Here is a 24,429-nt window from a genome sequence, read left to right on the forward strand (position 1 = left end):
CGCCGGGCCGGTCAGCCGAGGTCGGGCCAGGGGAGCGCGTCGGCCGGCTCGCTGTGGGCCGGCAGCACCGCGTGGTGCTGCAGCTCGGGCACGCCCCGGTGCAGCCCCTCGCGCGTGCCGAGGTAGTGGAAGCCGGCCGCGCGGGCGACGCGCATCGACGCGACGTTGCCGTCGTAGCATGCCCAGCGCACCTCGGGCCATGTCAGGCAGCCGTCTGCGTGGCCGACCGCGGTCCGCACGGCGTCGGCCATCAGGCCCCGGCCCTGCGCCGCGGGGTGCAGCCAGAAGCCCACCTCGCGGCTGCCCTCGCGCAGCCCGATGACGCCCGCGAGCGGCCCGCCGAGCGACTCGCGGATCGCCCACACGCGCTCGTCGTGCTCGCCGCGCCAGCCGGCGGGCGCGAACTCCCGCACGAACGACTCGGCGTCCTCGCGGCGGTAGGGCACGGGCGTCTCGAGCCAGCGCTCCGCCTCGGGGGTCGTGCACGCCTCGACGACGCGGTCGATGTCGGCCTCGCGGAGCGCCGTGAGCAGCACCTTCCCGCCGACGACGGGCAGCGACGGCCCCGCGAGCGACCCGGCGGTCATCGCAGCCCCATCGCCTCCAGCGCGCGGCCGAGCGTCGCATCCGCCACCGCAGCCGCGCGCTCGGCGTTCGCCGCCAGCAGGCGGTCGAGCTCGGCGGGGTCTGCGAGCAGCTCGAGCGTGCGCTCGCGCACCGGCGCCAGCTCGGCGACGACGGCGTCGGCGACGGCCGTCTTGAAGACGCCGTAGCCCTGCCCGGCGAACTCCGCCTCGAGGCCGGCCACCGGGGTGCCCGTCATCGCGGAGAGGATGTCGAGCAGGTTCGTGACGCCCGGCTTCTCGGCGCGGTCGGCGCGGATCGAGCCCTCGGTGTCGGTGACGGCCGAGCGGATCTTCTTCGCGGTGCGGGCGGGCTCGTCGAGCAGCCACACCACGCCCTTGTCGTTGTCGGCCGACTTCGACATCTTCGACGCCGGCGATTGCAGGTCGTAGATGCGGGCGCCGTTGGCGAGGATCACGGGCTTCGGCACCGTGAAGGTCGGCCCGAAGCGCTTGTTGAAGCGCTCGGCGAGGTCGCGCGTGAGCTCGACGTGCTGCTTCTGGTCGTCGCCGACCGGCACGACCTCGGTGTCGTAGAGCAGGATGTCGGCGGCCATCAGGATCGGGTAGGTGAACAGGCCCACGGAGGCCGTCTCCTGCCCGCCCTTGGCGGTCTTGTCCTTGAACTGCGTCATCCGGCTCGCCTCGCCGAAGCCGGTGATGGTCGAGAGCAGCCATTGCAGCTGCGCGTGCGCGGCGACGTGCGACTGCACGTACAGGCAGGAGCGGTCGGGGTCGATGCCGCCCGCGATGTACTGCGCGGCGAGGGTGCGCACCTGCTCGCGCAGCACCTTCGGGTCCTGCGCGACCGTGATCGCGTGCAGGTCGACGATCGAGAAGAACGCGTCGTACTCGTCCTGCATCCCGCGCCACTGCTGCAGCGCGCCGATGTAGTTGCCGAGGTGGAGCGAGCCCGAGGAGGGCTGCATCCCCGAGTAGAGGCGGGGCTTGGGCATGGCGGTTCCAGTCTGAGTGATCACAGGTCGTAGTCGACGATGACGGGGGCGTGGTCGGACCATCGGGTGTCCCACGCGCTCGCGCGATCGATGCGGTAGTCGCGGGCGACCGCCGCGAGGGCGGGCGAGGCCATGTGGTAGTCGATGCGCCAGCCGGTGTCGGTGTCGAACGCCTTGCCGCGCTGGGACCACCACGTGTAGGGGCCGTCGACGCCCGGATGCGCGGCTCGGCCCACGTCGACCCATCCGTGGCCGCGGCCGCGCCGGCCGTCGACGCCGGTGACCATGCCGGTGCCGAAGAAGCGGTCGAGGTGGCTGCGCTCCTCGGGCAGGAAGCCCGCGTTCTTCTGGTTGCCGCGCCAGTTCTTGATGTCGAGCGGCGTGTGGCCGACGTTGAAGTCGCCCATGACCACGGCGTGCTCGGCGTGCGAGCGCAGCTGCGGCAGGCGCTTCGCCATCGACTCGAGGAAGCGGAACTTCGCGTCCTGCTTCTCGCTGCCGACCTCGCCGCCCGAGTGCACGTAGGCGGAGACGACCGTGAGCAGCGTCTCGCCGAGGAGGAAGTCGGCCTCGAGCCAGCGCCCCTTCGTGTCGAAGGTCTTCAGCCCGATGTCGGTGCGGTGCTCGATCGACGGCTCGCGCGAGAGCACGGCGACGCCGGCGCGGCCCTTCGCGGTGGCCGGGTCGTGCAGCACGTGCCAGCCGGGCACGAGCGGCAGGAGGTCCTCGTCGAGCGCGCGCACCTCCTGGAGCGCCACGATGTCGAAGCCGCCGGCCTCGAGCCACTCGCCCATGCCCTTGCGGAACGCGGCGCGCACGCCGTTGACGTTGACGGAGGCGATGCGGACCATGCCCTCGAGCCTACCGAGCGGGCACCGGGGTCCCGGACGGCCGGGGCCCGCCCGAAGTGGCGGGAGGAGGTCAGCGGATGCGCCGCGCGAGCCGCTTGTGGAGCCGGGCGTGGTCGCCGCCCTCGCGCCGGTTGGCCTGCACCTCGACGAGGAGCTCCTTCGCCTGCGCGGGGCTCAGGCGCGCATCGATGCCGCCCGCCTCGACGAGCCGCGTGTAGGCGCGGCCGGTGGGCGTGACCGCGACGAACGCGAGCGCCACGAGCAGGATCTGCATGATGAAGCCGAGCCAGATGAGGATGATCACGACCGCGGCGACGCCGGCGAGCAGCGGGTTGTTCTCGACCGCGCCGAACAGCAGCGACGCGAGCAGCTTGAGCACCTGGAAGGCCACCGCGCAGGCGAGGGCGGCGAGCACGACCTGCTTGGCGGGCAGCCGCAGCCGGCCGCCGAAGCGGAACAGCAGCAGCACGATGCCGGTGTCGAGCAGCAGCTGGATGGCGAAGCCGAGCACCCGGCCCGCCCAGCCGAGGCCGAGCGCATCGGCGAGCGTCTGCGTGACGACGAGCAGCCCGGAGGAGACGACGACGAGCAGGCCGATGCCGAGCGCGACGCCGAGGTCGCCGAGCTTCAGCAGGATGACGTTCGACGGCGGGGCGCCGAGGTCGAACATCGCGCGGAAGCCCTCGCGGCTCACGCCGATCCAGGCGATCGCGGTGATCAGGATCGAGGCGGCGGCGATGGCGCCCGCCCAGCCGACGATCGTCGAGCCGGTGAGCTGCTCGACGTCGAGCGCGCCGCCCTCGCCGATGAGCCCGGGGATCGACGACGAGATCGAGTCGATCACGGCCTCGCGGAGCGCCACGTTGCCGCCCAGCACCGCCATGAAAATCGCGAACGCGACGAACAGCGCCGCGAACAGCGACAGGAACGCCTGGAGGGTCATGCCCTGCGCGAGCACGGGGCCGCGCTGCTCGCTGTAGCGCTGCCACGCCCGCACCGGCCACGACCGCATCACGCGCTCCAGCAGCGGCTTCATGGTGCCTCCGGTCGGGGTCGTGGCGGGCAGGGGGCCCAGCGTAGTGTGGCGGGATGGGTGCGCTCTCAGGGGTCGGAGTCGGTCGGGGCATCGCTGTCGCGAAGGTGCTGCGGATGCCGGAGCCACTCGCCCCGCCGAGCGACGAGCCGCTCGCGGCCGACGCCGGCGCCGAGCACGAGCGGGTGCGAGAGGCGCTCGAGGGCGTCGCGCACGAGCTGCAGGCACGCGCGGCCGCCGCGGGCGGCGACGCGCAGGAGGTGCTCGAGGCCGCCGCGCTCATGGCGCAGGACCCGGCGATCCTCGACGACGTGCGCGCGCGGCTCGACGGCGGCGCGAACGCCGAGCGCGCGACGTGGGATGCGTACGGCGCGTTCCGCGACATGCTCACGGCGATGGGCGGCTACATGGCCGAGCGCGCGACCGACCTCGACGACGTCGCCCAGCGCGTCGTCGCGCGCCTCCGCGGCGTCGCGGCGCCGGGCGTGCCGCAGTCCGACGAGCCGTTCATCCTCGTCGCGCGCGACCTCGCGCCCGCCGACACGGCGACCCTCGACCTCGAGCGCACGCTCGCCCTCGTGACCGAGGAGGGCGGCCCCACGTCGCACACGGCGATCCTCGCCCGCTCGAAGTCGCTGCCGGCGGTCGTCGGGGTCGTGGGGCTGCTGTCGGCGGTCGCCGACGGCCAGCGGATGATCGTCGACGCGCGGGCCGGCACCGTCGTGCTCGACCCGGACGACGCATCCGTCGCCGCCGCCCTCGCCGAGGGCGAGTCGCGGGCGGCCGCCTCGAGCGCGCCGATCACCGAGGGCGCCCTCGCCGACGGCACGAAGGTGCCGCTGCTCGCGAACGTGGGCTCGCCGAAGGACGCGCCCGCGGCTGTCGCGCTGGGCGCGGAGGGCGTGGGGCTCTTCCGCACCGAGTTCCTCTTCCTCGACTCGTCGAGCGCGCCGAGCGTCGAGGCGCAGACCGCCGCCTACACCGAGCTGCTGCAGGCGTTCCCCGGCAAGAAGGTCGTCGCGCGCGTGCTCGACGCCGGCGCCGACAAGCCGCTGCCGTTCCTCAACGACGCCCACGAGGAGAACCCGGCGCTGGGCCTGCGCGGGATCCGGGCGCTGCGCGCGACCGAGCAGATCCTGCGCGACCAGCTCACGGCGCTCGCGAACGCGCAGGCGGCGACCGAGGCGGAGCTGTGGGTGATGGCCCCGATGATCGCCGACGTCGAGGAGACCGAGTACTTCGTCGGCCTCGGGCGCGAGCTGGGGCTCCGCACCGTCGGCGCGATGGCCGAGGTGCCGTCGATCGCGGTGGTCGCCGACCAGGTGCTCGAGGTGGCCGACTTCGTCTCGATCGGCACGAACGACCTGACGCAGTACACGCTCGCCGCCGACCGGCAGCTGGGCTCCGTCGCCGCCTTCCAGGACCCGTGGCACCCGGCGGTGCTGCGGCTGGTGGGGATGCTCGGCGAGGCCGGGGCGAAGGCCGGCAAGCCCGTGGGGGTGTGCGGCGAGGCCGCGGCGGATCCGGCGCTCGCGGTCGTGCTCGTCGGCCTCGGCGTCACGTCGCTGTCGATGAGCGCCTCGGCGCTCGCCGACGTGCGCGCCGAGCTGCTGACCGTGACGCTCGACGAGGCGCGCGAGCGCGCCGCGCGGGCCGTCGCCGCCCGCTCGGCGGCCGGCGCGAGGGCGGCGGCTGCCGCCTAGCTGTACTGCGCCGGGACGTTGGTGACAGTTCGGGTCTTGTGAGCGAGGAGAACCTCCGGGCTTAGTGGAGCTGTTCAGGTCTTCACTTCCCGGAGGTTCTCGTGCCCCAAGTTATCCCGCGCCTGTCTCCGTTTGGCAGAGCATTGATCGTCGAACGTGTCGGCAGCGGCAGGCCCGTCGCCCATGTCGCGGCTGAGCTCGGTGTCTCTCGTCAGACCGCGTATCGATGGGTGAACCGGTACCGCGAGGGCGGCGTCGAGGCGCTCTTCGACCGGTCCAGTCGACCGCATGCGTCACCGAACCGCACGACTCAGGATCGTGAGGCGGCGGTGCTCGCCGCCCGGGCGGAGCTCCGCCAGGGCCCGGCACGGCTCGCAGCCGCCACCGGCGTACCGGCCCGGACGATCTCGCGGATCCTGAACCGACACCAGGTTCCGCGCCTGGCTTGGTGTGATCCGATCACCGGGCAGCTGATCCGCGCATCCCGCACGACTGCACTCCGCTACGAGCGGGAACAGCCAGGGCAGCTGATCCACGTCGACGTGAAGAAGCTCGGCCGCATCCCGGACGGCGGCGGCTGGCGCGTTCACGGCCGCTCCGAAGAGGTTCGCGGCCGCGGCATCGGCTATGACTTCGTCCACGCCGCCGTCGACGACCACAGCCGGCTCGCCTACGCGGAGATCCACGCCGACGAGCGCTCCGAGACCTGCGCGAGCTTCCTTCGGCGAGCGGCGGACTACTTCTCCAACCACGGCATCGCTCGCATCGAGCAGGTCATCACCGACAACGCGCTCGCCTACCGGCGCGCCCATGCCTTCCCGGCAGCTGTCGCAGCGCTCGGCGCCCGGCAGCTGTTCATCAAGCCCCACTGCCCCTGGCAGAACGGCAAGGTCGAACGCTTCAACCGCACCCTCGCCACCGAATGGGCCTACCGACAGCCCTTCGACTCGAACAGCGCACGAACCGACGCGCTTGCACCCTTCATCGAGCACTACAACACTGAACGCATCCACTCAGCCCACGGGAGACCACCAGCGGCCCGAGTGTCACCCACGTGATGACTCAGTACACCTAGCGCTTCCGCCCGGCCGCGCGGGCGACCGCGACGGCGAACTCCCGGGCGCGCTCCCGCTCGCCCTCGATCGGCAGCACCACGACCTCCTGGGCGACGGCGTGCACCTGCGTGCGCAGCCGGCGCCGCGCCCGCGCGCGCCGGGACGCGCCGACCGCACCGCCGATGAGCGCGCCCACGAGGCCGAGCACGATGCCGAGCAGCGCCCCGCCGATGAGCCCCACGAGCGGCACCGGCCAGCCGTCGAGCCATGTCGCCGTGCCCTCGACCTGCGGGATCGTCGGCGCGACCATGCCCCACAGCGGCAGCAGCACGGGCAGGAGGAGCCAGATGCCGCTCACGACCGCCGCGAGCAGCGCGATCCACTGGATCGCGGCGAGGAGCGGCCACCACCAGGAGCCGCGCGCGCCGAGGTCGGTGCGGGCGACCGCCCGGTCGAGCTCCGCCGGGAGCCGCTCGAGCGCATCCGCCGCGTGCTCGTGGATCGCCGCCGACCAGCCCTCGCCGAGCCCCGCGGCGGCCGCGTCGGCGTAGGCGCGCACCGCGGTGCCCGCCTGGGCGCGCTGCGCGGCGCTCATGGGCGGCATGCCGGTGCGGTGCACCTCGGCGTCGCGGCCGCGCTCGCGGCCGAGCGCGAGGTGCAGCCGGCGCAGCGGGTCGGGCGCGAGCCGCAGCATCCACGCCGTGAGCGGCCAGCCGGTCACCTGGCCGGCGCGCTTGCGGTAGCTGCCGGCGACCGCCTGCGCGACCGCCTCGACGTTCGCGGCGGCGCCGAGGCCCCGCTCGAGCTGCTGCACGTCGGCCGAGCGCACCTTGCCCGGCACGCCCGACTGCTCGAGCCTGCCGGCGATGCCGCGGATGTCGGCGGCGAGGCGCTGCGAGGCCGCCTTCCGATCGGCGGCGAAGCGCGCGATGAGCGCCCGCAGGTCGTCGATGCCCTCGCCGGTGACGGCCGAGACCGGCAGCACCCGCACGCCCTCGAGCCCGTCGCGGCGCAGCAGCCCGCGCAGCGAGCCGACGACGTGCTGCACCTCGTCGGCCGGCAGCCGGTCGACCTGGTTGAGCACCGCCGCCGTGACGGCCGCGTGCGTCGCGAGCGGCGCGATGAAGTCGCGGTGGATGACGGCGTCGGCGTACTTCTGCGGGTCGACGACCCACACGAGCACGTCGACCTGTCCGGCGAGCCGCTCGGCGATCGCGCGGTGCTCGAGCGCGACCGAGTCGAAGTCGGGCAGGTCGAGCACGATGAGCGACAGCTCCTGGCCGGCGGCGAAGGGCCGCTCCATGATGCGCCGGTCGCGCACCTGCAGCCAGTCGAGCAGGCCGGATGCGCCGCGGGGGTTCCAGACGGCCGCGAGCGGCTCCGAGGTGGTCGGCCGCCGCACGTGGGTGCGCGCGAGCGCCTCGCCCGCGAGCGCGTTCATGAGCGACGACTTGCCGGATCCGGTCGCGCCGAACAGGCCGACGACGATGTGCTCGGAGGACAGCGCGCGGCGCTCGCCGGCGCTCGCGGCGATGCGGCGCACCGCCTCGAGCTCGGCCTCCGGCACGCGGCCTGCGCCGAGCTCGGCCGCCTCCGAGAGCGCGCCGAGCAGCGCGTCGACGGTCGGCTCGCTCATCGCGGCGCCCCGGGGCGGTCGTCGCGCTCGCGCTCGTCGGCGGCGTGCGGGCCCGGCTCGAGCTCGCGCACGTCGTCGGCCTCCCCGTCGACCGGCGACTCGGCGTCGTCGTCGAGCGCCTCGCCCTCGACGAGGTCGCTCGGCTGCAGCGCTCGCGAGGGCCGCTCGTCGGTGCGTCCGTCGGCGCGCCCGACGGCCGCCATCGCGGTCTCGAGCTCCGTCGCCGCGTCCCGCAGCGCATCCGCCGCCGTGCCCGCCTCCACGGGCGCGAGCAGCGCATCCCAGCGCGAGGCCTCCCGCTCGAGCAGCGCGCGCACCCGGGTCTCGAGGTCGTCGCGCGCCTGCGCGGCGAGGCGCCGCACGGCGTCCTCGCCGAAGATCGTCTCGAGCAGCTTCTGCCCGACGACCGCCGAGCCGCCGGCGATCGCGAGCTCGCCGCCGGTGAGCCCGCCGGTCGACGCGAACACCACGACCATGAGCGCCACCGTGATCACGTTGAGCCCGAGCGACATCACCCGCGCCTTGGTGCGCTTGCCGGCGGCCTGCTCGGTGATGAGCTCCATGAGCGCCTGCTGCCAGTCGCGCACGAGCGTCGCGGCGCGCTCCGAGAGGTCGGGCGACGGATGCGCGAGGTCGGCGCCGCTCGTGAGCTGCCGGCCGACGGCGCTGTGCCGCACGCGCTGCCACGCGTCGGAGGCGGCGCGGCCGGCCTCGTCGACCATCACCGCGTGCAGGCCGCTCTCGATCTCGTGCTCGACCTCGACCGCGGGCGGGGGCTTGCCCTGGAACCACGCGACGACCTGGTCGCGCGTGCGGGAGTACCAGGACTCGACGGTGCGGAACACGTCGGAGGTGCCGACGAAGTCCTGCCAGCGGGCGAGCACCTCGCCGCGCAGCAGCACGCCGTCGCGCGTCGCGTCGGTGACGCGCCCGGCGGCGTCGGCGTGCGCGGTGCGCACCGTGTCGCGGAGGTCCTGCGCGACCACCAGCTGCTCGTCGCGCGCGTCGGCGACGGCGCGCGCCGTGACGCCGAGCCGCTCGACCGTGCCCGCGAGCGTGCGGCCGGCGATGCGGGCCCGCTCGGCGCGGTCGCCGGCGATGCCGGTCAGCCAGCCGCGGATCGCCTCGGTCGCGGCATCGGGGAGCATGCCGCGACCGTCGAGCGGCGACTCCGCGATCACGAAGACCGGCGCGTCGGCGAGCCCCCGCACGGCGAGCATCTGGCGCAGGTCGGCCTCCACCTCGGCCTCGGCGCCCGGCGGCACCCGGTTCAGCACGACGCCGACGGTGATGTCGCGGGCGGCGGCGTCGTCGAGCAGCTTCCACGGCACGGCGTCGGCGTAGCGGTTGGCGGTGGTCGAGAAGAGCCACAGGTCGGCGGCGGCGAGCAGCTGCGCGGCGAGCGCGCGGTTCTCGTCGGCGATCGAGTCGACGTCGGGCGCGTCGAGGATCGCGAGGTCGCGCGGCACGCGCTCGTCGGCGACGAGCACGACCGAGCCGATGAGCGCGGCGTCGGGCTCGTCGCCCGCCTCGCTCGCGGGCGCCTCGCGCACGACGCCGCGCACCCGCGCGAGGCCGGGCAGGATGCGCGTGGAGCCGAACCAGCCGGCGTCGGCGGGGGAGTGGAGCAGGATCGGCTGCCGGGTGGTGGGACGGATGACCCCGGTGCGGGTGACAGGATGGCCCACGAGCGCGTTCACGAGCGTCGACTTGCCGGCGCCGGTCGAGCCGCCGACGACCGCGAGCAGCGGTGCGTCGAGGTGGCTGAGGCGCGGCTGGATGTAGTCGTCGATCTGCCGCACCGCCGCCCTCCGCGCGTCGCGCGCGGCGTCGGCGCCCGCCACCGACAGCGGCAGGGCGACGCCGTCGAGGGCGTCGCGCAGGGCGTCGAGCCGGTCGAGGGCGGCGATGGTGGCGTCGGTCACGCGGCCAGTCTGCCCCACGAGCCCGAGCGTCGGCCGGGCTACCTGATGGGCGCCGGCACCCGCTGCAGCCGCGCGATCACCGTCGCGGCGCCGATCGCCACGCACACCGCCGCGGCGGCGACCGCGACGGGGAACGACGCCGGCGCGTCGAGCGCGCGCCCGATCCCGATCCACGACAGCCCCCACAGCATGGCGAGCGCCGGGGCGATGCGGCCGCCGCCGCGGGCGGCGATCAGCGCGCCGACGAGCGCGACGACCGCCAGCACCACGATCGCGAGCGGCTCGAACGGGTCGGGCCGCACCCCCGCATCCGCGAGCCAGGCCGCGATGTTCGCGACCGTCGCGACCGACACCCAGCCGAGGTAGAGGCCGAACGTGCCGTCGACGACTACCGCCTCGAGGCGCGAGGCAGGGCGGATGCGGCACAGCAGGTCGAAGATGGCGGCCAGCACCGCGAGCAGCACGACGATGACGACGACCGTCACCGGCAGCAGCCCCGCTTGCGCGCACAGGATCCACGCCGCGTTCAGCACGAGCGACGCCACCGCGAGCCAGCCGATCGCGCGCTGCCGGCGGTCGTGGCGCTGGGCGGGCAGCACCTGCCACACCGCGTAGACGGCGAGCCCGAGGTAGATGACCGACCAGATCGAGAAGGCGGGGCTCGCGGGGGCGAGCGGCGTCGCGTCCGCCGCGAGCGCGCCGCTCGAGGAGGCCTGCACCTCGGCACCGCCGAACGCGCCCGAGCCGAGCGCGGCCATCGCAAGCGTCACCGGCAGCGCGATGAGCACGGCCCAGGGGCGGATGCGGTCGAGGGTCGAGCTGCGGTCCATGCCCGCAGACTACATTGCCAGGCTAACTATTCGGCGAACGACCGCCGTGGATGTGCCGAGGGCCCGCTCCCGACCGCGGATGGTCGGGAGCGGGCCCTCGAAGGGCGCTCGCCTAGAGCTTGACGCCCGTCAGCATCGCCTGCTTGACCTCGGCGATCGCCTTCGTCACCTGGATGCCTCGCGGGCACGCATCCGTGCAGTTGAAGGTGGTGCGGCAGCGCCACACGCCCTCGCGGTCGTTGAGGATGTCGAGGCGCACCTGGCTCGCCTCGTCGCGGCTGTCGAAGATGAAGCGGTGCGCGTTCACGATCGCCGCCGGGCCGAAGTACTGCCCGTCGGTCCAGAACACCGGGCACGAGGTCGTGCACGCGGCGCAGAGGATGCACTTCGTGGTGTCGTCGAAGCGCTCGCGCTGCGCGATCGTCTGGTGGCGCTCCTTCTCGGGCTTGCCCGAGGCCTGCAGGAACGGCTGGATCTCGCGGAAGGAGTCGAAGAACGGCTCCATGTCGACGATGAGGTCCTTCTCGAGCGGCAGTCCCTTGATCGCCTCGACGTAGATGGGCTTCGAGATGTCGAAGTCCTTCACGAGCGCCTTGCAGGCGAGGCGGTTCTTGCCGTTGATGCGCATCGCGTCGGAGCCGCACACGCCGTGCGCGCACGAGCGGCGGAAGGCGAGCGACGGGTCCTGCTCCCACTTGATGCGGTGCAGGGCGTCGAGGATGCGCTCCGTCTGGTACATCTGCACGTCGTAGTCGACCCAGCGCGGCTCGTCGTCGACCTCGGGGTCGTAGCGGCGCACGATGAGCGTGACGGTGAAGCTCTCGGGCACCTCGACCGGCGCGGCCTCGACCGGGCGGTCGGCGGCCTCGGCCGCGGAGTCGACCGGCGCGGCGCTCGTGCCGCTCGAGGACATCGCGCTCTCGGCGTCCGCCGTCGTCGCCTCGACGGCGGCGTCGGCCTGCGCGGCGGGGTCGCCGGTCTCGGCCTCGCGCTCGAAGCCGGCGCTGTTCTCGTTCTTCTGCTCGCTCTCGGCCATCAGTACTTCCGCTCCGTCGGCTGGTAGTGGGTGACGCGCACGGGCTTCCAGTCGAGGCGGATGCCCTGGCTGGCCCCCGTCTCGGCGTCGGTCCGGTACGCCATCGTGTGCTGCATGTAGTTCACGTCGTCGCGCGTCGGGTAGTCGTCGCGCATGTGGGCGCCGCGCGACTCCTTGCGGTTGATCGCCGAGACGACGACCACCTCGGCGAGGTCGAGCAGGAAGCCCAGCTCGACGGCCTCGAGCAGGTCGGTGTTGAAGCGCCGGCCGCGGTCGTGGATGCGCACGTTCGGGTAGCGCTCGCGCAGGGCGGCGATGTCGGCGAGCGCCGTCTGCAGCGTCTCCTCGGTGCGGAACACCTGGGCGTTCCGGTCCATCGTCTCCTGCAGCGCCTTGCGGATCTCGGCGACCGACTCGGTGCCCTCGCCCTCGCGCAGCTGGGCGAGCATCTTCACGACGCCGTCCGCGGCGTCCGCGGGCAGGTCGACGAAGTCGGCCGTCTGCGCGTACGCGACGGCGTTGTTGCCGGCGCGCTTGCCGAAGACGTTGATGTCGAGCAGCGAGTTCGTGCCCAGGCGGTTGGCGCCGTGCACCGACACGCACGCGCACTCGCCGGCGGCGTAGAGGCCCGGGATGACGGTCTCGTTGTCGCTCAGCACCTGCGCGTCGTTGTTGGTGGGGATGCCGCCCATCGCGTAGTGCGCGGTGGGGTAGACGGGCACGCGCTCGACCACCGGGTCGACGCCGAGGTAGGTGCGGGCGAACTCGGTGATGTCGGGCAGCTTCGTCTCGAGCACCTCGGCGCCGAGGTGGGTGCAGTCGAGGTAGACGTAGTCCTTGTTGGGGCCCGCGCCGCGCCCGTCGAGCACCTCCTGCACCATCGAGCGGGCGACGATGTCGCGCGGCGCGAGGTCCTTGATGGTGGGGGCGTAGCGCTCCATGAAGCGCTCGCCGGAGGCGTTGCGCAGGATCGCGCCCTCGCCGCGGGCACCCTCGGTGAGGAGGATGCCGAGGCCCGCGAGGCCCGTCGGGTGGAACTGGTAGAACTCCATGTCCTCGAGCGGCAGGCCCTGGCGCCACACGATGCCGACGCCGTCGCCCGTGAGGGTGTGCGCGTTGGAGGTGGTCTTGTAGATCTTGCCGAAGCCGCCGGTGGCGAAGACCACCGACTTGCCCTGGAAGACGTGGATCTCGCCCGTCGCGAGCTCGTACGCGACGACGCCGGAGACGCGCTTGACGCCGTCGACCTCGGCCATGATCAGGTCGAGCGCGTAGAACTCGTTGAAGAACTCGACGCCGTGCTTGACGCAGTTCTGGTAGAGCGTCTGCAGGATCATGTGGCCGGTGCGGTCGGCCGCGTAGCAGGCGCGGCGCACGGGCGCCTTGCCGTGGTCGCGCGTGTGGCCGCCGAAGCGCCGCTGGTCGATCTTGCCGTCGGGCGTGCGGTTGAACGGCAGGCCCATGTTCTCGAGGTCGTAGACCGCGTCGATCGCCTCGCGCGTCAGGATCTCGGCGGAGTCCTGGTCGGTGAGGTAGTCACCGCCCTTGACGGTGTCGTAGGTGTGCCACTCGTTGCTGTCCTCCTCCACGTTGGCGAGCGCCGCGGCCATGCCGCCCTGCGCCGCACCCGTGTGGGAGCGCGTCGGGTAGAGCTTCGTGATGACCGCGGTCGACGCCTTGGGCGCCGCCTCGATCGCCGCGCGCATGCCGGCGCCGCCGGCCCCGACGATGACGACATCGTGCTGGTGGTAGTGGATGCCGTCGGTGACGGAACTGTGATCAGCCATGGAAGGTGGGGGTCTCCGTAGATCTCGACTAGAGCGACGCGCAGAACTCCGGCAGCAGCGCGGGGTCGGCGGCCGTCGGGCAGGGGTCGAACGTGAAGGTGATGAGCGTGCCGAGGATGATCAGCACCGCGGCGGCGACGCCGATCGCGCCGATGGCGGCCGTGCGGATCGCGGGCTTGTGCACGTAGTCGTTGACGATCGTGCGCATGCCGTTCGAGCCGTGGAGGATCGCCAGCCACAGCATCGTGACGTCCCACCACTGCCAGAACGGGTCGGCGAGCTTGCCGCCCACGAAGCCGAAGTCGATGGCGTGGATGCCGCCCGGCGTCCAGAGCAGGTTGTAGGCGAGGTGGCCGAAGATCAGCACCACGAGCACGACGCCCGAGGCGCGCATGAAGATCCAGCCGGCCTTCTCGAGGTTGGGGCCGCGACGGCCCTTCGAGCGCGCCGGATAGGCGTAGTTGGGGCTCTCGATCGTGGTGCTCATCACTCGCCCCCCTCGGCCGGCGAGAACACGTTCACCAGGTGGTTCGGCGTGAAGTACAGCATCAGCGCGACGACGACGCCCATCACGATCCAGAACAGCAGGCGCTGGTGGCGCGTGGCCCACGGCCACACGTCGACGAGGATGATGCGCAGCCCGTTCATCGCGTGCAGCACGACGGCGCCCACGAGCGCCACCTCGCCCAGGCCCATGATCGGGTTCTTGTACGACTCCATCACCGCGTTGTACGCTTCCGGGCTCACGCGGATCAGCGACGTGTCGAGCACGTGCACGAGCAGGAAGAAGTAGATCGCCACACCGGTGATGCGGTGGAGCACCCACGACCACATGCCCTCGTTGCCGCGATACAGCGTGCCGCTGAACGTGGTCCTCTGGGGCTTGGGGTCGGGGAGGGTGAGGCTGCTCGATGTCTCAGACACGCGCGTTCCCTCCGTTGGTCGACCGGGCAAGGTGCATCCATCCTATGCCCGCCCGCCGACGCCGTCGGCCCGTCGCGCTAGGCGTCGACGAGCCCGCCCGCGCCGCGGAGCGCGCGCCGCGCCGCCGCCTCGTAGTGCTCGAGCAGCTGGTCGGCGACCGCGGGCCACGACCGGCCGAGCACGCGGCGGCGGCCGGCCTCGCCCATCCGCGCCCGCATCGCCGGGTCGGCGGCGAGCGTCGCGACCGCGCCGCGGAGGGCGGATGCGTCGTCGGGCGCGAAGAGGAGGCCGGTGGTGCCGTGGTCCACGAGGTCGATGGGCCCGCCCGCGCGGGGCGCGACGACCGGCAGGCCGCTCGCGGCAGCCTCCTGCAGCGTCTGGCCGAACGTCTCCTCGGCGCCGGTGTGCACGAAGACGTCCATCGCGGCGTAGGCCGCGCGGAGCGCGTCGCCGTGCAGCTGGCCGAGGAAGAGCGGCCGCAGCCGCGAGAGCCGCGAGCGCGTCTCGGCCATGCCGGGGCCGTCGCCGACGATCACGACCCGGATGCCCGGCACGCCCTCGAGCGCCCGCAGCCGGTCGAGGCCTTTCTCGGGCGCGACGCGGCCGACGTAGCCGACGATCGACTCGCCGTGGGGCGCGATGCGGCGGCGCAGCGCCGCGGCGGCCGGGCCCTGGCGGTTGTCGGGGTGGAAGCCTTCGAGGTCGACGCCGCGCACCCACGGGTGCACGCGCTTCACGCCCGTCTCCTCGAGGTCGGCGATCGCCGCGGTCGAGGGAGCGAGCGTGCGGTCGGCGGCGTTGTGGATGCGGCGGATGATCTGCCACGCGAAGGCCGCGCCGGCGCCCAGCCGGTTGCGGCGGGCGAAGCCGGCGACGTCGGTCTGGTAGATCGCGACGCTCGGCAGGCCGATTCGCGCGGCCTCGGCGATGGCCTGGCCGCCGAGCATGAAGGGGCTCGCGGCGTGCAGCACGTCGGGCTGGAAGCGCGCGAGGAGCGACGCGACCTGCGGGCTCGGCAGCCCGACCGGGAACTGGCGGTAGGCGAACGAGGGCACCTCGTGCACCGGCACGCCGCGGTAGTGCATCGGCGCGCCGCACCGGGGGGTGATGACCATCGCCTCGCGGCCGGTGTCGACCAGGTGGTCGAGCACCCGGCAGACGGAGGTCGTGACGCCGTTGACGGTGGGGAGGAAGCTCTCCGTCACGATGGCCACCCGCTCGATGCGCACGGGGCAACCGTACGTCGGCGGCGCGGCCGAGGCTGGAAGCGCGCGGTGAACGGCGCGTGAACACCCCGGGCGGCGGCTTGCCGCCCGCCGCTGGCTAGGCTCGCACCGTGACGGCGATCGACGACTTCTTCAGCATCATCCCCGCCGGCGGCGCGGGCTCCCGGCTGTGGCCGCTGTCGCGCGCCGATGCGCCGAAGTTCCTCCACGACCTCACCGGCAGCGGCAAGACGCTGCTGCGCGCCACCTACGACCGGGTCGTGCCGCTGTCGGGACCGGGGCGCACGATGGTCGTCACCGGCCGCGCCCACCGCTCCGCCGTCGAGGCGCAGATCCCCGAGCTCGACGACGCGAGCATCGTGCTGGAGGCCGATCCGCGCGACTCCACCGTGGCGATCGCGCTCGCCGCGGCCATCCTCCGCCGGCGGGAGCCCGACGTGATCGTCGGCTCGTTCGCCGCCGACCACGTGATCCACGACGAGCGCGCGTTCCGGCGCGAGGTGCAGGAGGCGGCCGCGGCGGCGCGCGCCGGCTTCATCGCCACGATCGGCATCACCCCCACGGAGCCCGCGATCGGCTTCGGCTACATCCGCGCCGGCGAGCCGGCGGGGATCGCGGATGCGCCGCACGCGGCGGCCGTGAGCGCGTTCGTCGAGAAGCCCTCGGCCGAGGTCGCGAGGCAGTACCTCGCCGGCGGCCACCACCTCTGGAACGCCGGCATGTTCATCGCGCGCGCCGACGTGCTGCTCGCCGAGCTCGCGATCGGCGAGCCCGAGCTCGCCGCGCAGATCGAGGAGCTCGCCGAGGCCTGGGACGAGCCGGCCCGCCGCGGCCCGGCGGTCGACCGGCTGTGGCCGCAGCTGAAGAAGATCGCGATCGACTACGCGGTCGCCGAGCCCGCAGCCGAGCGCGGGCGCCTCGTCGTGGTGCCGGGCGACTTCGACTGGGACGACGTGGGCGACTTCTCGGCCGTCGCGAAGCTGCACAACGGCGGCCGGCGCGGCCGCCTCGCGATCCTCGGGAGCGAGGGCACCGTGCTCGCCGACTCCGCCTCGGGCATCGTCGTCTCGCAGTCGAAGCGCATCATCTCGGTGGTCGGCATCCAGGACGTCGTGATCGTCGACACCCCGGATGCGCTGCTCGTGACGACGACCGACAACGCGCAGCGCGTCAAGCAGGTCGTCGACGCGGTGCGCCGCTCGGGCAACGCCGACGCCCTCTGACGCCGCGCCCTGCGCGCTGGATCGGCCGGGGCGGGCCGTCACCCCGCATGCGGCGCCGACGCGCCGCTCTGCCCGATCGAGCGCGCGCCACGCCACCGATGGTCGCCTCGGCGGACGATCGCGAGGAGGTCCTGCTCGATGGCCGGCCACTCGTCGTGGATCTGCTGCCACGTCAGCCGCACGACCAGGTAGCCCTGCGACACGTGGATGCGGTCGTAGCGCCGGTCGCGCTGGTAGGCGTCGCGGTCGGCGTGGTGCTCCACGGAGTCGCACTCGATGATGAGGCGGTCGCCCACCAGCAGGTCGACGCGGCGGCCGCGCCAGAGCACGACCTGTGTGCGGCAGCGGATGCGCAGTCCGCGGAGGCGCACGCGCACCATCGACTCCGTGCCCGACTCGGCGGCCGCATCCACGAGGTCCAGGAGCCGCCGACGCGACGCCGGTGCTCCGGTCGCCCAGGCCCGCAGCTGCTCGAGCGTCGCGATCCGGCGGTGCACGAGCGAGTCCGCGACCGCCACGAGGTCCTCCGCTCCGGCGCAGCGGAGCGCGCAGCGGAAGGCCGTCTCGACGTCGTCGATCGCTCGCGCGACGGCCGGGTTCGCGCCGAAGGGGCGGCAGCCCTTCAGCGCGCCGGCGACGCGGTCGCGCTGGCCGTCCGCCAGCCGGCAGTGCAGGGCGCTGCCCCGCGGCAGCCACGCGCCGTGGTGCCCGAGCGCGGTCAGGCAGCTGACGCATCCGCTCCGGGCCACCGCGCCCAGCGCATCCGGGTGCGCTCGATCGGCCTGAGCGCACCGTCGCGCTGCATGCGGGTCCGCGGCGTCGCTCTGCCCGATCGCGCGCGCGGGCGCAGCGATGGCGGGGTGCCCGCACGCGCCATGGCGGTTACCATTGCGCCACCGCACGAAGGAGTCGCCGTGTCCCGCACGCTCTCGCCCGCCAGGGCCGCCACCGTCCTCGCCGCCCCGGCGCTGGCAGCCCTGCTGCTGCTCGCCGGCTGCTCGGCGCCGCCGCCCGCCGAGACCGCGGCGCCCGGCGCGAGCGACGCCCCCGAGCAGTCGCTCGAGTGCGCGCAGATGGTCACGAACTCCGGCGGCCTCAACGACCGCTCCTTCAACGAGACGAGCTGGGCGGGCATGGAGCGCGCGCAGGAGGAGCTCGGCGTCGAGGCGAACGTGCTCGTCTCCACCACCGAGAGCGACCTCGCGCCCAACGTGCAGGCCGCCGTCGACACCGGGTGCGGCTTCGTGCTCACCGTCGGCTACGAGCTGGCCGCCGCGACCGCCGAGCAGGCGGAGGCGAACCCCGACGTGCAGTTCGCGATCGTCGACGAGATCGTCGAGGCGCCCAACGTGCGCTCGATCGTGTTCGACACCGCGCAGGCGGCCTTCCTCGCCGGCTACGCCGCCGCATCCGTGAGCGAGACGGGCACGGTCGCCACCTTCGGCGGCGGCAACCAGCCGCCCGTCACCCTCTTCATGGACGGCTTCGCCGCCGGCATCGACGCGTTCAACGAGGCGAAGGGCGCCGACGTGCAGCTGCTCGGCTGGGACCCGGAGTCCCAGGACGGCACCTTCACGGGCGACTTCGAGAACGTCAGCCTCGGGCAGTCGCAGACGCAGGCCTTCATCGCGCAGGGCGCCGACGTGATCCTGCCGGTCGCAGGCCAGGTGGGGGAGGGCGCGTTCCGCGCCTCGCTCGACGCGGGCGGCGAGGTGCTCGTGCTCTGGGTCGACAACGACGGCTACGACACCCTGCCGGAGGAGTTCCGGCCGCTGCTGCTGACGAGCGTGCTGAAGAACACCGAGGACGCGGTGGTGGGCGCGGTCGCCGAAGCCGCCGACGGCACGATCTCCGACGAGCCCATCATCGGCACGCTCGAGAACGGCGGCGTCGACATCGCCCCCTTCCACGACCTCGACGACCGGGTCAGCGACGAGACGAAGGCCGAGCTGGATGCGCTGCGCGAGCAGATCATCGCCGGCGAGATCACGGTGGAGTCGCCCTCGAGCCCGTGACCGCGGTTTCGGGATTGCAACGATTGCGTTGCGGTGCCCTCAGACCGTCTCGAACCGCCGTCGCGCGGCCGTATGCTCAACCATCATGCGCTCAGCCGCGTCGCGGCGAGCATCCTTTGCACTGGAGGATCCCTTGAGGAAGTTCACCCGTACCGCCGCGCGCGGCGGCGCCATCGCCGTCGGCGCGATGCTGCTGCTCGCCGGCTGCGCCGCCGCCCCTGAGGCGCCCAGCGGCTCGTCGCCCGCCACCGAGGAGCCGGCCGCCACGGTCGACATCCAGCCCTGCATCGTCTCCGACTCGGGCGGCTTCGACGACCGCTCCTTCAACCAGCTCGGCGCCGAGGGCGTCCGCGCGGCGGCCGAGGGCCTGGGCGTCGAGGCGATCGAGGTCGAGTCGCAGTCGGAGGCCGACTTCGCCCCCAACATCTCGAGCGTCATCGACCAGGGCTGCAACATGGTCGTGACCGTGGGCTTCCTCCTCGCCGAGGCCACCGCGGCCGCCGCCGAGGCGAACCCCGACATCCAGTTCGCGATCATCGACGACAGCTCGATCGACCTGCCGAACGTGCAGCCGATCGTCTTCGACACCGCGCAGGCCGCGTTCCTCGCCGGCTACGCCGCCGCCTCGCACACCGAGACGGGCATCATCGCCACCTGGGGCGGCATCCAGATCCCGCCGGTGACGATCTTCATGGACGGCTTCTACGAGGGCGCCATGTACTACAACGAGCAGAACGGCACGGACGTGCAGGTGCTCGGCTGGGACCCCGAGGCGCAGAACGGCTCGTTCACCGGCGGCTTCGAGGCCGGCGTGGAGGCGAAGGCCATGGCCGAGACCTTCATCGGCCAGAACGCCGACGTGCTGATGCCGGTCGGCGGCCCGATCTTCCTCTCGGCCGCTGAGGCCATCCGCGACGCGGGCGAGGACTCGGGCATCACGATGGTGGGCGTCGACGCCGACCTCTACGAGACGTCGCCCGACAACGCCGACCTCTTCCTCACGTCGGTGCTCAAGGGCATGGCGCAGGGCACGCAGGCCGTCGTCGAGCAGGCCGCCGCGGGCGAGTTCTCGAACGAGCCGTACGTCGGCACGCTCGAGAACGAGGGCGTCGGCATCGCGCCGTTCCACGACTTCGAGGGCGAGGTCGACCCCGAGCTGCAGGCGCAGCTCGACGAGATCACCGCGGGCATCATCGCCGGCGAGATCACGGTCGAGTCGCCGGCGAGCCCGCAGCAGTAGTCCGCAGGCACGTGCGTGGGGGTCGGCTCCGGTCGGCCCCCACGCGCGTGAGCGGAGCCGAGGCACCTGCGGCTCCTGCGCAATCCGACTAGATTCACAGGCGTCGTCAAGGTCGAAGGAAGGCACATGGCCGTCGAGCACCCCACCCTCGAGCTCCGGGGGATCACGAAGCGCTTCGGCGCGCTGGTCGCGAACGACCACATCGACCTCGAGGTCCGGGCCGGCGAGATCCACTGCCTCCTCGGCGAGAACGGCGCCGGCAAGTCGACGCTCATGAACGTGCTCTACGGCCTGTACCACGCCGAGGAGGGCGAGATCCTGCTCGACGGCGCGCCCCAGCGCTTCGCAGGCCCCGGCGACGCGATGCACGCGGGCATCGGCATGGTGCACCAGCACTTCATGCTCATCCCCGTCTTCACCGTCGCCGAGAATGTGCTGCTCGGCCACGAGCGCGCCCTCGGCGGCCTCGCCGGCGCCAAGCAGAAGGTGCGCGAGATCTCGCAGCGCTTCGGCTTCCACATCGACCCCGACGCCAGGATCGAGGACCTGCCCGTCGGCGTCCAGCAGCGCGTCGAGATCATCAAGGCCCTCTCGCAGGACGCGAAGGTGCTCGTGTTCGACGAGCCCACCGCGGTGCTCACGCCGCAGGAGACCGACGAGCTGATGGCGATCATGCAGCAGCTCCGCGACGAGGGCACCGCGATCGTCTTCATCACCCACAAGCTCCGCGAGGTGCGCGCGATCGCCGACCGCATCACGGTCATCCGCCTCGGCAAGGTCGTGGGCGAGGCGAGCCCGCAGTCGTCGAGCACCGAGCTCGCGTCGATGATGGTCGGCCGCCCGGTCGAGCTCACCGTGCACAAGCGCCCGCCGGTGCTCACCGACAACCGGCTCGAGGTCACGGGCCTGACGGTGCTGGATGCGATCGGCCAGAAGGTCGTCAACGACGTCTCGTTCACGGTGCAGGGCGGTGAGGTGCTCTGCATCGCCGGCGTCCAGGGCAACGGCCAGACGGAGCTCACCGAGGCCATCCTGGGCCTCCAGCCCCGCGCCACCGGCTCGATCGACCTCAACGGCAACGAGCTGCTCGGCGACTCCGTGCGCGAGGTGCTCGACGCCGGCGTCGGGTTCGTGCCGGAGGACCGCAAGGTCGACGGCCTCGTCGGCGACTTCACGATCGCCGAGAACCTCATGCTCGACCGCTACCGCGGAGCGCCCTTCGTGAGCGCCGGCACCATCGACCGCGGCGCCCGCGACGAGTTCGCGACCGAGAAGCTCGGCGCCTTCGACATCCGCGCCCAGGGCATCGACACGCACGTCGGCACGCTCTCGGGCGGCAACCAGCAGAAGGTGGTGCTCGCGCGCGAGCTCGGGCGCCCGCTCTCGCTCTTCGTCGCCTCGCAGCCCACCCGCGGCCTCGACGTCGGCTCGATCGAGTTCGTGCACAGCCAGATCATCGCCACCCGCGACGCGGGCATCCCCGTCATCGTCGTCTCCACCGAGCTCGACGAGGTCGTCGGGCTCGCCGACCGCATCGCGGTCATGTACCGCGGCGGCGTGGTCGGCATCGTCCCCGCCGACACCAGCCGCGACATCCTCGGCCTCATGATGGCCGGGGAGCGCCCCGCCGGCATCCCGGCGCCGACCCCCTCGAAGGGAGCCGCAGCGTGAACGACAGGCCGCGCGACGCCGACGACCCGATGGAGCCCGCGGCGCAGCAGCACCCCGGCGGCTCGCCCGACTCCGGGGACGCCCCCGCGGTCGTGCACGCGCCCGAGGCCGCGGAGGTGGCCGCGCCGGCGGTCGTCGTGCCCACCGACGACCGGCAGGTCGAGCAGGAGGACCCCTGGGGCAGTGCCTTCCGCCGCATCATGGGCGGCAACCTCGTCATGGCCGTGCTCGCGATCGTCACCTCGCTCGTCGTCGGCGGCATCCTCATCGCCGCGACCGACGAGCGCGTGCAGGAGACGAGCGGCTACTTCTTCGCCCGGCCGGGCGACACGCTCGCCGCGGCCTGGGACGCCGTCGGCGGCGCCTACTGGGCGCTCTTCCAGGGGTCGATCCTCAACGTCTCGCGGGCCGACGCCGGCTTCGCGCAGCTCATCAAGCCGCTCACCGACACGCTGAACTTCGCCACCCCGCTCATCGCCGCGGGCCTCGGCGTCGCGATCGCGTTCCGCGTCGGCCTGTTCAACATCGGCGGCCGCGGCCAGATGCTGTGGGCTGCCGCGGCTGCCGGCTGGGTCGGCTACTCGTTCGCCCTGCCGCCCGTGCTGCACGTGCTCGTCGCGATCGCGGCAGGCATCGCCGCGGGCGCCATCTGGGGCGGCATCGCCGGCGCGTTCAAGGCGTACACGGGCGCGCACGAGGTGATCGTCACGATCATGCTGAACTTCGTCGCGCTATGGTTCATCACCTGGATGCTGCGCACGCCGGGCCTGCTGCAGAACCCGGGCAGCAACAACCCGATCTCGCCGCCGATGGCCGAGACCGCGGTGCTGCCGTCGATCTTCGGCCCGCCGTTCATCCTGCACTGGGGCTTCGTGCTGTCGGTCGCCGCGGTGATCTTCTGCTCGTGGCTCATCAACCGCTCCAACATCGGCTTCCAGTTCCGCGCCGTCGGCTACAACGCCAACGCCGCGCTCAACGCCGGCATGGACGTCAAGCGCCTCACCGTCTACGCGATGCTCTTCGCGGGCGGCTTCATGGGGCTCGCGGGCGCCCAGCAGGTGACGGGCGCCGTCACCACCGGCTTCACCTCGGGCATCGACGCCGGCATCGGCTTCGACGCCATCACGGTCGCGCTGCTCGGCGGCTCCACGCCGTGGGGCACGTTCTTCGCGGGCCTGCTGTTCGGCGCCTTCAAGGCCGGCGGCTTCCGCATGCAGGCGGCCGAGGGCGTGCCGATCGACATCATCCTCGTCGTGCAGTCGTTCATCGTGCTGTTCATCGCGGCCCCGCCGCTCGTGCGCGCGATGTTCGGCTTGCCGCAGCCCGGCAGGAAGTCGCGCAGGCAGCTGCGCGACGAGGCCGCGATCGCGGACGCGACCAAGGCGAAGGGAGCGCAGTCGTGACCGCGCAGCAGCCCACCACCCAGGCGCCGGCGCAGGCCGAGACCGTCGAGCTCGAGCGCGCCGTCGTCAAGCACTGGAAGGCGCCGATCTCGTACGCGGTGCTCACGCTCGTCGCGCTGCTCCTCACGGTCGTGCTCGGCCGCGACGGCTCCGCGACGCTGCGCCTCGCCTCGTCCGGCGACCTGTTCCAGCTCCCGGATGCGGTGCTCCCGGCGCGGGCGACGGGCATCGTCATCGTCATCCTGCTCGCGGCGCTCACGGCCCTGTCGTTCTGGGCGGCGGCCACCGCGCGGAGGCTCGGCGTCTGGCTGCCGATCGTCTTCGGCGTGCTCTTCGTCGTCGCGTTCCTCACCTGGGCGGGCGCGGGCTCCATGATCCCGATCGCGGGCCTGCTGTTCGCGACCGTCGGCCTGTCGGTGCCGCTCATCCTCGGCGCCATGGGCGGCGTGCTCTCGGAGCGCGCGGGCGTCGTGAACATCGCCATCGAGGCGCAGCTGCTCGGCGGCGCGTTCACCGGCGCCGTGGTCGCCTCGGCCACCGGCTCGACGCTCGTCGGCGTCGTCGCGGCGATGCTCGCGAGCGTGCTGGTGTCGATGGTGCTCGCGGTCTTCGCGATCCGCTACTTCGTCGAGCAGGTCATCGTCGGCGTCGTGCTCAACGTGCTCGTCGCGGGCCTGACGAACTTCTTCTACTCGTCGGTGCTCACCGACAACCCGGCGCTCAACTCGCCCGTGCGCCTGCCGAAGATCCCCATCCCGCTGCTCGAGAGCATCCCGCTCATCGGCCCGGCGCTGTTCAAGCAGACGATCATCGTCTACGCGATGTACGTCATCGTGCCGCTCATCGCGTGGGGCCTGTTCAAGACCACCTGGGGCCTGCGCCTGCGCGCCATCGGCGAGCACCCGATGGCCGCCGACACCGTCGGCATCAAGGTGAACCGGCTGCGCTTCTGGAACGTCGCGCTCGCGGGCGCGGTCGCCGGCCTCGGCGGCGCGTACTTCACGCTCGACTCCAACGGCTCCTTCACGCGCGAGATGACGGCCGGCCTCGGCTACATCGCCCTCGCGGCGGTCATCTTCGGCCAGTGGCACCCGATCAAGGCGACGCTCGCCGCGCTGCTGTTCGGCTTCGCGTCGGCGCTGCAGCAGACGCTCGGCGCGATCGGCTCGCCCGTGCCGAGCGAGTTCATGCTCATGCTCCCGTACGTCATCACGCTGCTCGCGGTGGCAGGCTTCATCGGGCGGTCGAGGCCGCCCGCGGCCAGCGGCAAGCCGTACGTGAAGCAGTAGCGG

General features: G+C 73.0%; 21 protein-coding genes. 8 read left to right on the plus strand and 13 right to left on the minus strand.

Features of this window, described 5'->3' with window-relative positions:
• Positions 1-11: 11 nt before the first annotated feature.
• The 4 genes from AC1RNL_RS08055 to AC1RNL_RS08070 form a co-directional block, all read right to left on the minus strand.
• Complete coding sequence (locus tag AC1RNL_RS08055; RefSeq protein ID WP_492934937.1) at positions 12-587, minus strand: GNAT family N-acetyltransferase; 576 nt, start codon at positions 585-587, stop codon at positions 12-14.
• Entirely contained in the window at positions 584-1,579 is a 996-nt protein-coding gene (trpS, locus tag AC1RNL_RS08060) for a tryptophan--tRNA ligase (protein WP_492934938.1), read from the minus strand. Before trpS ends, AC1RNL_RS08055 begins: the two co-directional genes overlap by 4 nt.
• 20 nt (positions 1,580-1,599) lie before the next feature.
• Positions 1,600-2,430, minus strand: coding sequence for an exodeoxyribonuclease III (locus AC1RNL_RS08065; RefSeq protein ID WP_128188804.1), 831 nt, complete (start codon positions 2,428-2,430; stop codon positions 1,600-1,602).
• 70 nt (positions 2,431-2,500) lie between these two features.
• Positions 2,501-3,466: a YihY/virulence factor BrkB family protein gene (locus AC1RNL_RS08070; RefSeq protein ID WP_128188803.1), complete on the minus strand. Its 966-nt coding sequence runs from the start codon at positions 3,464-3,466 to the stop codon at positions 2,501-2,503.
• A gap of 53 nt (positions 3,467-3,519) precedes the next feature.
• Between AC1RNL_RS08070 and ptsP the strand changes: the two genes are divergently transcribed.
• The gene (ptsP, locus tag AC1RNL_RS08075; RefSeq protein WP_492934939.1) at positions 3,520-5,166 is read left to right on the plus strand and encodes a phosphoenolpyruvate--protein phosphotransferase; all 1,647 of its coding nucleotides are present in this window, start codon (positions 3,520-3,522) and stop codon (positions 5,164-5,166) included.
• Positions 5,167-5,267: 101 nt separating this feature from the next.
• Complete coding sequence (locus tag AC1RNL_RS08080; RefSeq protein ID WP_492934940.1) at positions 5,268-6,224, plus strand: IS481 family transposase; 957 nt, start codon at positions 5,268-5,270, stop codon at positions 6,222-6,224.
• Positions 6,225-6,237: 13 nt separating this feature from the next.
• Here the strand turns inward: AC1RNL_RS08080 and AC1RNL_RS08085 are convergent, their stop codons facing one another.
• The 8 genes from AC1RNL_RS08085 to AC1RNL_RS08120 all read right to left on the minus strand — a co-directional run bounded on the left by AC1RNL_RS08085 (position 6,238) and on the right by AC1RNL_RS08120 (position 15,588).
• On the minus strand, positions 6,238-7,857 hold the full coding sequence (locus AC1RNL_RS08085) for a GTPase family protein (protein WP_492934941.1): 1,620 nt from the start codon (positions 7,855-7,857) through the stop codon (positions 6,238-6,240).
• A complete protein-coding gene (locus tag AC1RNL_RS08090) occupies positions 7,854-9,782 on the minus strand; it encodes a dynamin family protein (RefSeq protein ID WP_492934942.1) in 1,929 nt (642 codons plus the stop codon). Before AC1RNL_RS08090 ends, AC1RNL_RS08085 begins: the two co-directional genes overlap by 4 nt.
• A gap of 38 nt (positions 9,783-9,820) precedes the next feature.
• On the minus strand, positions 9,821-10,612 hold the full coding sequence (locus tag AC1RNL_RS08095; RefSeq protein WP_492934943.1) for a TspO-related membrane protein: 792 nt from the start codon (positions 10,610-10,612) through the stop codon (positions 9,821-9,823).
• Between the two features lie 112 nt (positions 10,613-10,724).
• Entirely contained in the window at positions 10,725-11,525 is an 801-nt protein-coding gene (locus tag AC1RNL_RS08100) for a succinate dehydrogenase iron-sulfur subunit (protein ID WP_128188828.1), read from the minus strand.
• A 122-nt stretch (positions 11,526-11,647) separates the two neighbouring features.
• Positions 11,648-13,435, minus strand: a complete 1,788-nt coding sequence (gene sdhA, locus AC1RNL_RS08105) for a succinate dehydrogenase flavoprotein subunit (protein ID WP_146357873.1) — start codon at positions 13,433-13,435, stop codon at positions 11,648-11,650.
• Between the two features lie 28 nt (positions 13,436-13,463).
• On the minus strand, positions 13,464-13,922 hold the full coding sequence (locus AC1RNL_RS08110; protein ID WP_246992108.1) for a succinate dehydrogenase hydrophobic membrane anchor subunit: 459 nt from the start codon (positions 13,920-13,922) through the stop codon (positions 13,464-13,466).
• A complete protein-coding gene (gene sdhC / locus AC1RNL_RS08115) occupies positions 13,922-14,359 on the minus strand; it encodes a succinate dehydrogenase, cytochrome b556 subunit (RefSeq protein WP_396131305.1) in 438 nt (145 codons plus the stop codon). The genes AC1RNL_RS08110 and sdhC overlap by 1 nt, the downstream gene beginning before the upstream one ends.
• Positions 14,360-14,436: 77 nt before the next feature.
• Entirely contained in the window at positions 14,437-15,588 is a 1,152-nt protein-coding gene (locus AC1RNL_RS08120) for a glycosyltransferase family 4 protein (protein ID WP_492934944.1), read from the minus strand.
• A gap of 107 nt (positions 15,589-15,695) precedes the next feature.
• Here AC1RNL_RS08120 and AC1RNL_RS08125 point away from each other — a divergent pair, with 107 nt between their 5' ends.
• Positions 15,696-16,808, plus strand: a complete 1,113-nt coding sequence (locus AC1RNL_RS08125) for a mannose-1-phosphate guanylyltransferase (protein WP_492934945.1) — start codon at positions 15,696-15,698, stop codon at positions 16,806-16,808.
• Positions 16,809-16,846: 38 nt separating this feature from the next.
• Here AC1RNL_RS08125 and AC1RNL_RS08130 read toward each other — a convergent pair whose 3' ends face one another.
• Complete coding sequence (locus AC1RNL_RS08130) at positions 16,847-17,557, minus strand: endonuclease domain-containing protein (protein WP_492934946.1); 711 nt, start codon at positions 17,555-17,557, stop codon at positions 16,847-16,849.
• Between the two features lie 165 nt (positions 17,558-17,722).
• Here AC1RNL_RS08130 and AC1RNL_RS08135 point away from each other — a divergent pair, with 165 nt between their 5' ends.
• From AC1RNL_RS08135 to AC1RNL_RS08155, 5 genes are all read left to right on the plus strand, one after another.
• Positions 17,723-18,823 carry a BMP family lipoprotein gene (locus tag AC1RNL_RS08135; protein WP_400529255.1) on the plus strand — a complete coding sequence of 367 codons (1,101 nt, stop codon included), beginning with the start codon at positions 17,723-17,725 and terminating at the stop codon, positions 18,821-18,823.
• A 187-nt stretch (positions 18,824-19,010) separates the two neighbouring features.
• Positions 19,011-20,063, plus strand: coding sequence for a BMP family lipoprotein (locus tag AC1RNL_RS08140; RefSeq protein ID WP_435869495.1), 1,053 nt, complete (start codon positions 19,011-19,013; stop codon positions 20,061-20,063).
• A 126-nt stretch (positions 20,064-20,189) separates the two neighbouring features.
• Complete coding sequence (locus AC1RNL_RS08145) at positions 20,190-21,734, plus strand: ABC transporter ATP-binding protein (RefSeq protein WP_246992103.1); 1,545 nt, start codon at positions 20,190-20,192, stop codon at positions 21,732-21,734.
• A 29-nt stretch (positions 21,735-21,763) separates the two neighbouring features.
• Positions 21,764-23,137, plus strand: coding sequence for an ABC transporter permease (locus AC1RNL_RS08150; protein ID WP_492935019.1), 1,374 nt, complete (start codon positions 21,764-21,766; stop codon positions 23,135-23,137).
• Positions 23,134-24,426: an ABC transporter permease gene (locus AC1RNL_RS08155; RefSeq protein ID WP_128190313.1), complete on the plus strand. Its 1,293-nt coding sequence runs from the start codon at positions 23,134-23,136 to the stop codon at positions 24,424-24,426. Before AC1RNL_RS08150 ends, AC1RNL_RS08155 begins: the two co-directional genes overlap by 4 nt.
• Positions 24,427-24,429: the final 3 nt, after the last annotated feature.

This window comes from Agrococcus sp. GW821-FHT14H11 (genome assembly GCF_058803545.1).

Excerpts from the sequence above, each read along its gene's own strand:
- AC1RNL_RS08110 (WP_246992108.1), bottom strand. The coding sequence starts at position 13,922 with ATGAGCACCACGATCGAGAGCCCCAACTACGCCTATCCGGCGCGCTCG.
- AC1RNL_RS08085 (WP_492934941.1), bottom strand. The coding sequence starts at position 7,857 with ATGAGCGAGCCGACCGTCGACGCGCTGCTCGGCGCGCTCTCGGAGGCG.
- AC1RNL_RS08150 (WP_492935019.1), top strand. The coding sequence starts at position 21,764 with ATGGAGCCCGCGGCGCAGCAGCACCCCGGCGGCTCGCCCGACTCCGGG.
- sdhA (WP_146357873.1), bottom strand. The coding sequence starts at position 13,435 with ATGGCTGATCACAGTTCCGTCACCGACGGCATCCACTACCACCAGCAC.
- AC1RNL_RS08070 (WP_128188803.1), bottom strand. The coding sequence starts at position 3,466 with ATGAAGCCGCTGCTGGAGCGCGTGATGCGGTCGTGGCCGGTGCGGGCG.
- AC1RNL_RS08145 (WP_246992103.1), top strand. The coding sequence starts at position 20,190 with ATGGCCGTCGAGCACCCCACCCTCGAGCTCCGGGGGATCACGAAGCGC.
- AC1RNL_RS08055 (WP_492934937.1), bottom strand. The coding sequence starts at position 587 with ATGACCGCCGGGTCGCTCGCGGGGCCGTCGCTGCCCGTCGTCGGCGGG.
- ptsP (WP_492934939.1), top strand. The coding sequence starts at position 3,520 with ATGGGTGCGCTCTCAGGGGTCGGAGTCGGTCGGGGCATCGCTGTCGCG.
- AC1RNL_RS08140 (WP_435869495.1), top strand. The coding sequence starts at position 19,011 with ATGCTGCTGCTCGCCGGCTGCGCCGCCGCCCCTGAGGCGCCCAGCGGC.
- AC1RNL_RS08095 (WP_492934943.1), bottom strand. The coding sequence starts at position 10,612 with ATGGACCGCAGCTCGACCCTCGACCGCATCCGCCCCTGGGCCGTGCTC.
- AC1RNL_RS08065 (WP_128188804.1), bottom strand. The coding sequence starts at position 2,430 with ATGGTCCGCATCGCCTCCGTCAACGTCAACGGCGTGCGCGCCGCGTTC.
- trpS (WP_492934938.1), bottom strand. The coding sequence starts at position 1,579 with ATGCCCAAGCCCCGCCTCTACTCGGGGATGCAGCCCTCCTCGGGCTCG.
- AC1RNL_RS08100 (WP_128188828.1), bottom strand. The coding sequence starts at position 11,525 with ATGTCCTCGAGCGGCACGAGCGCCGCGCCGGTCGACTCCGCGGCCGAG.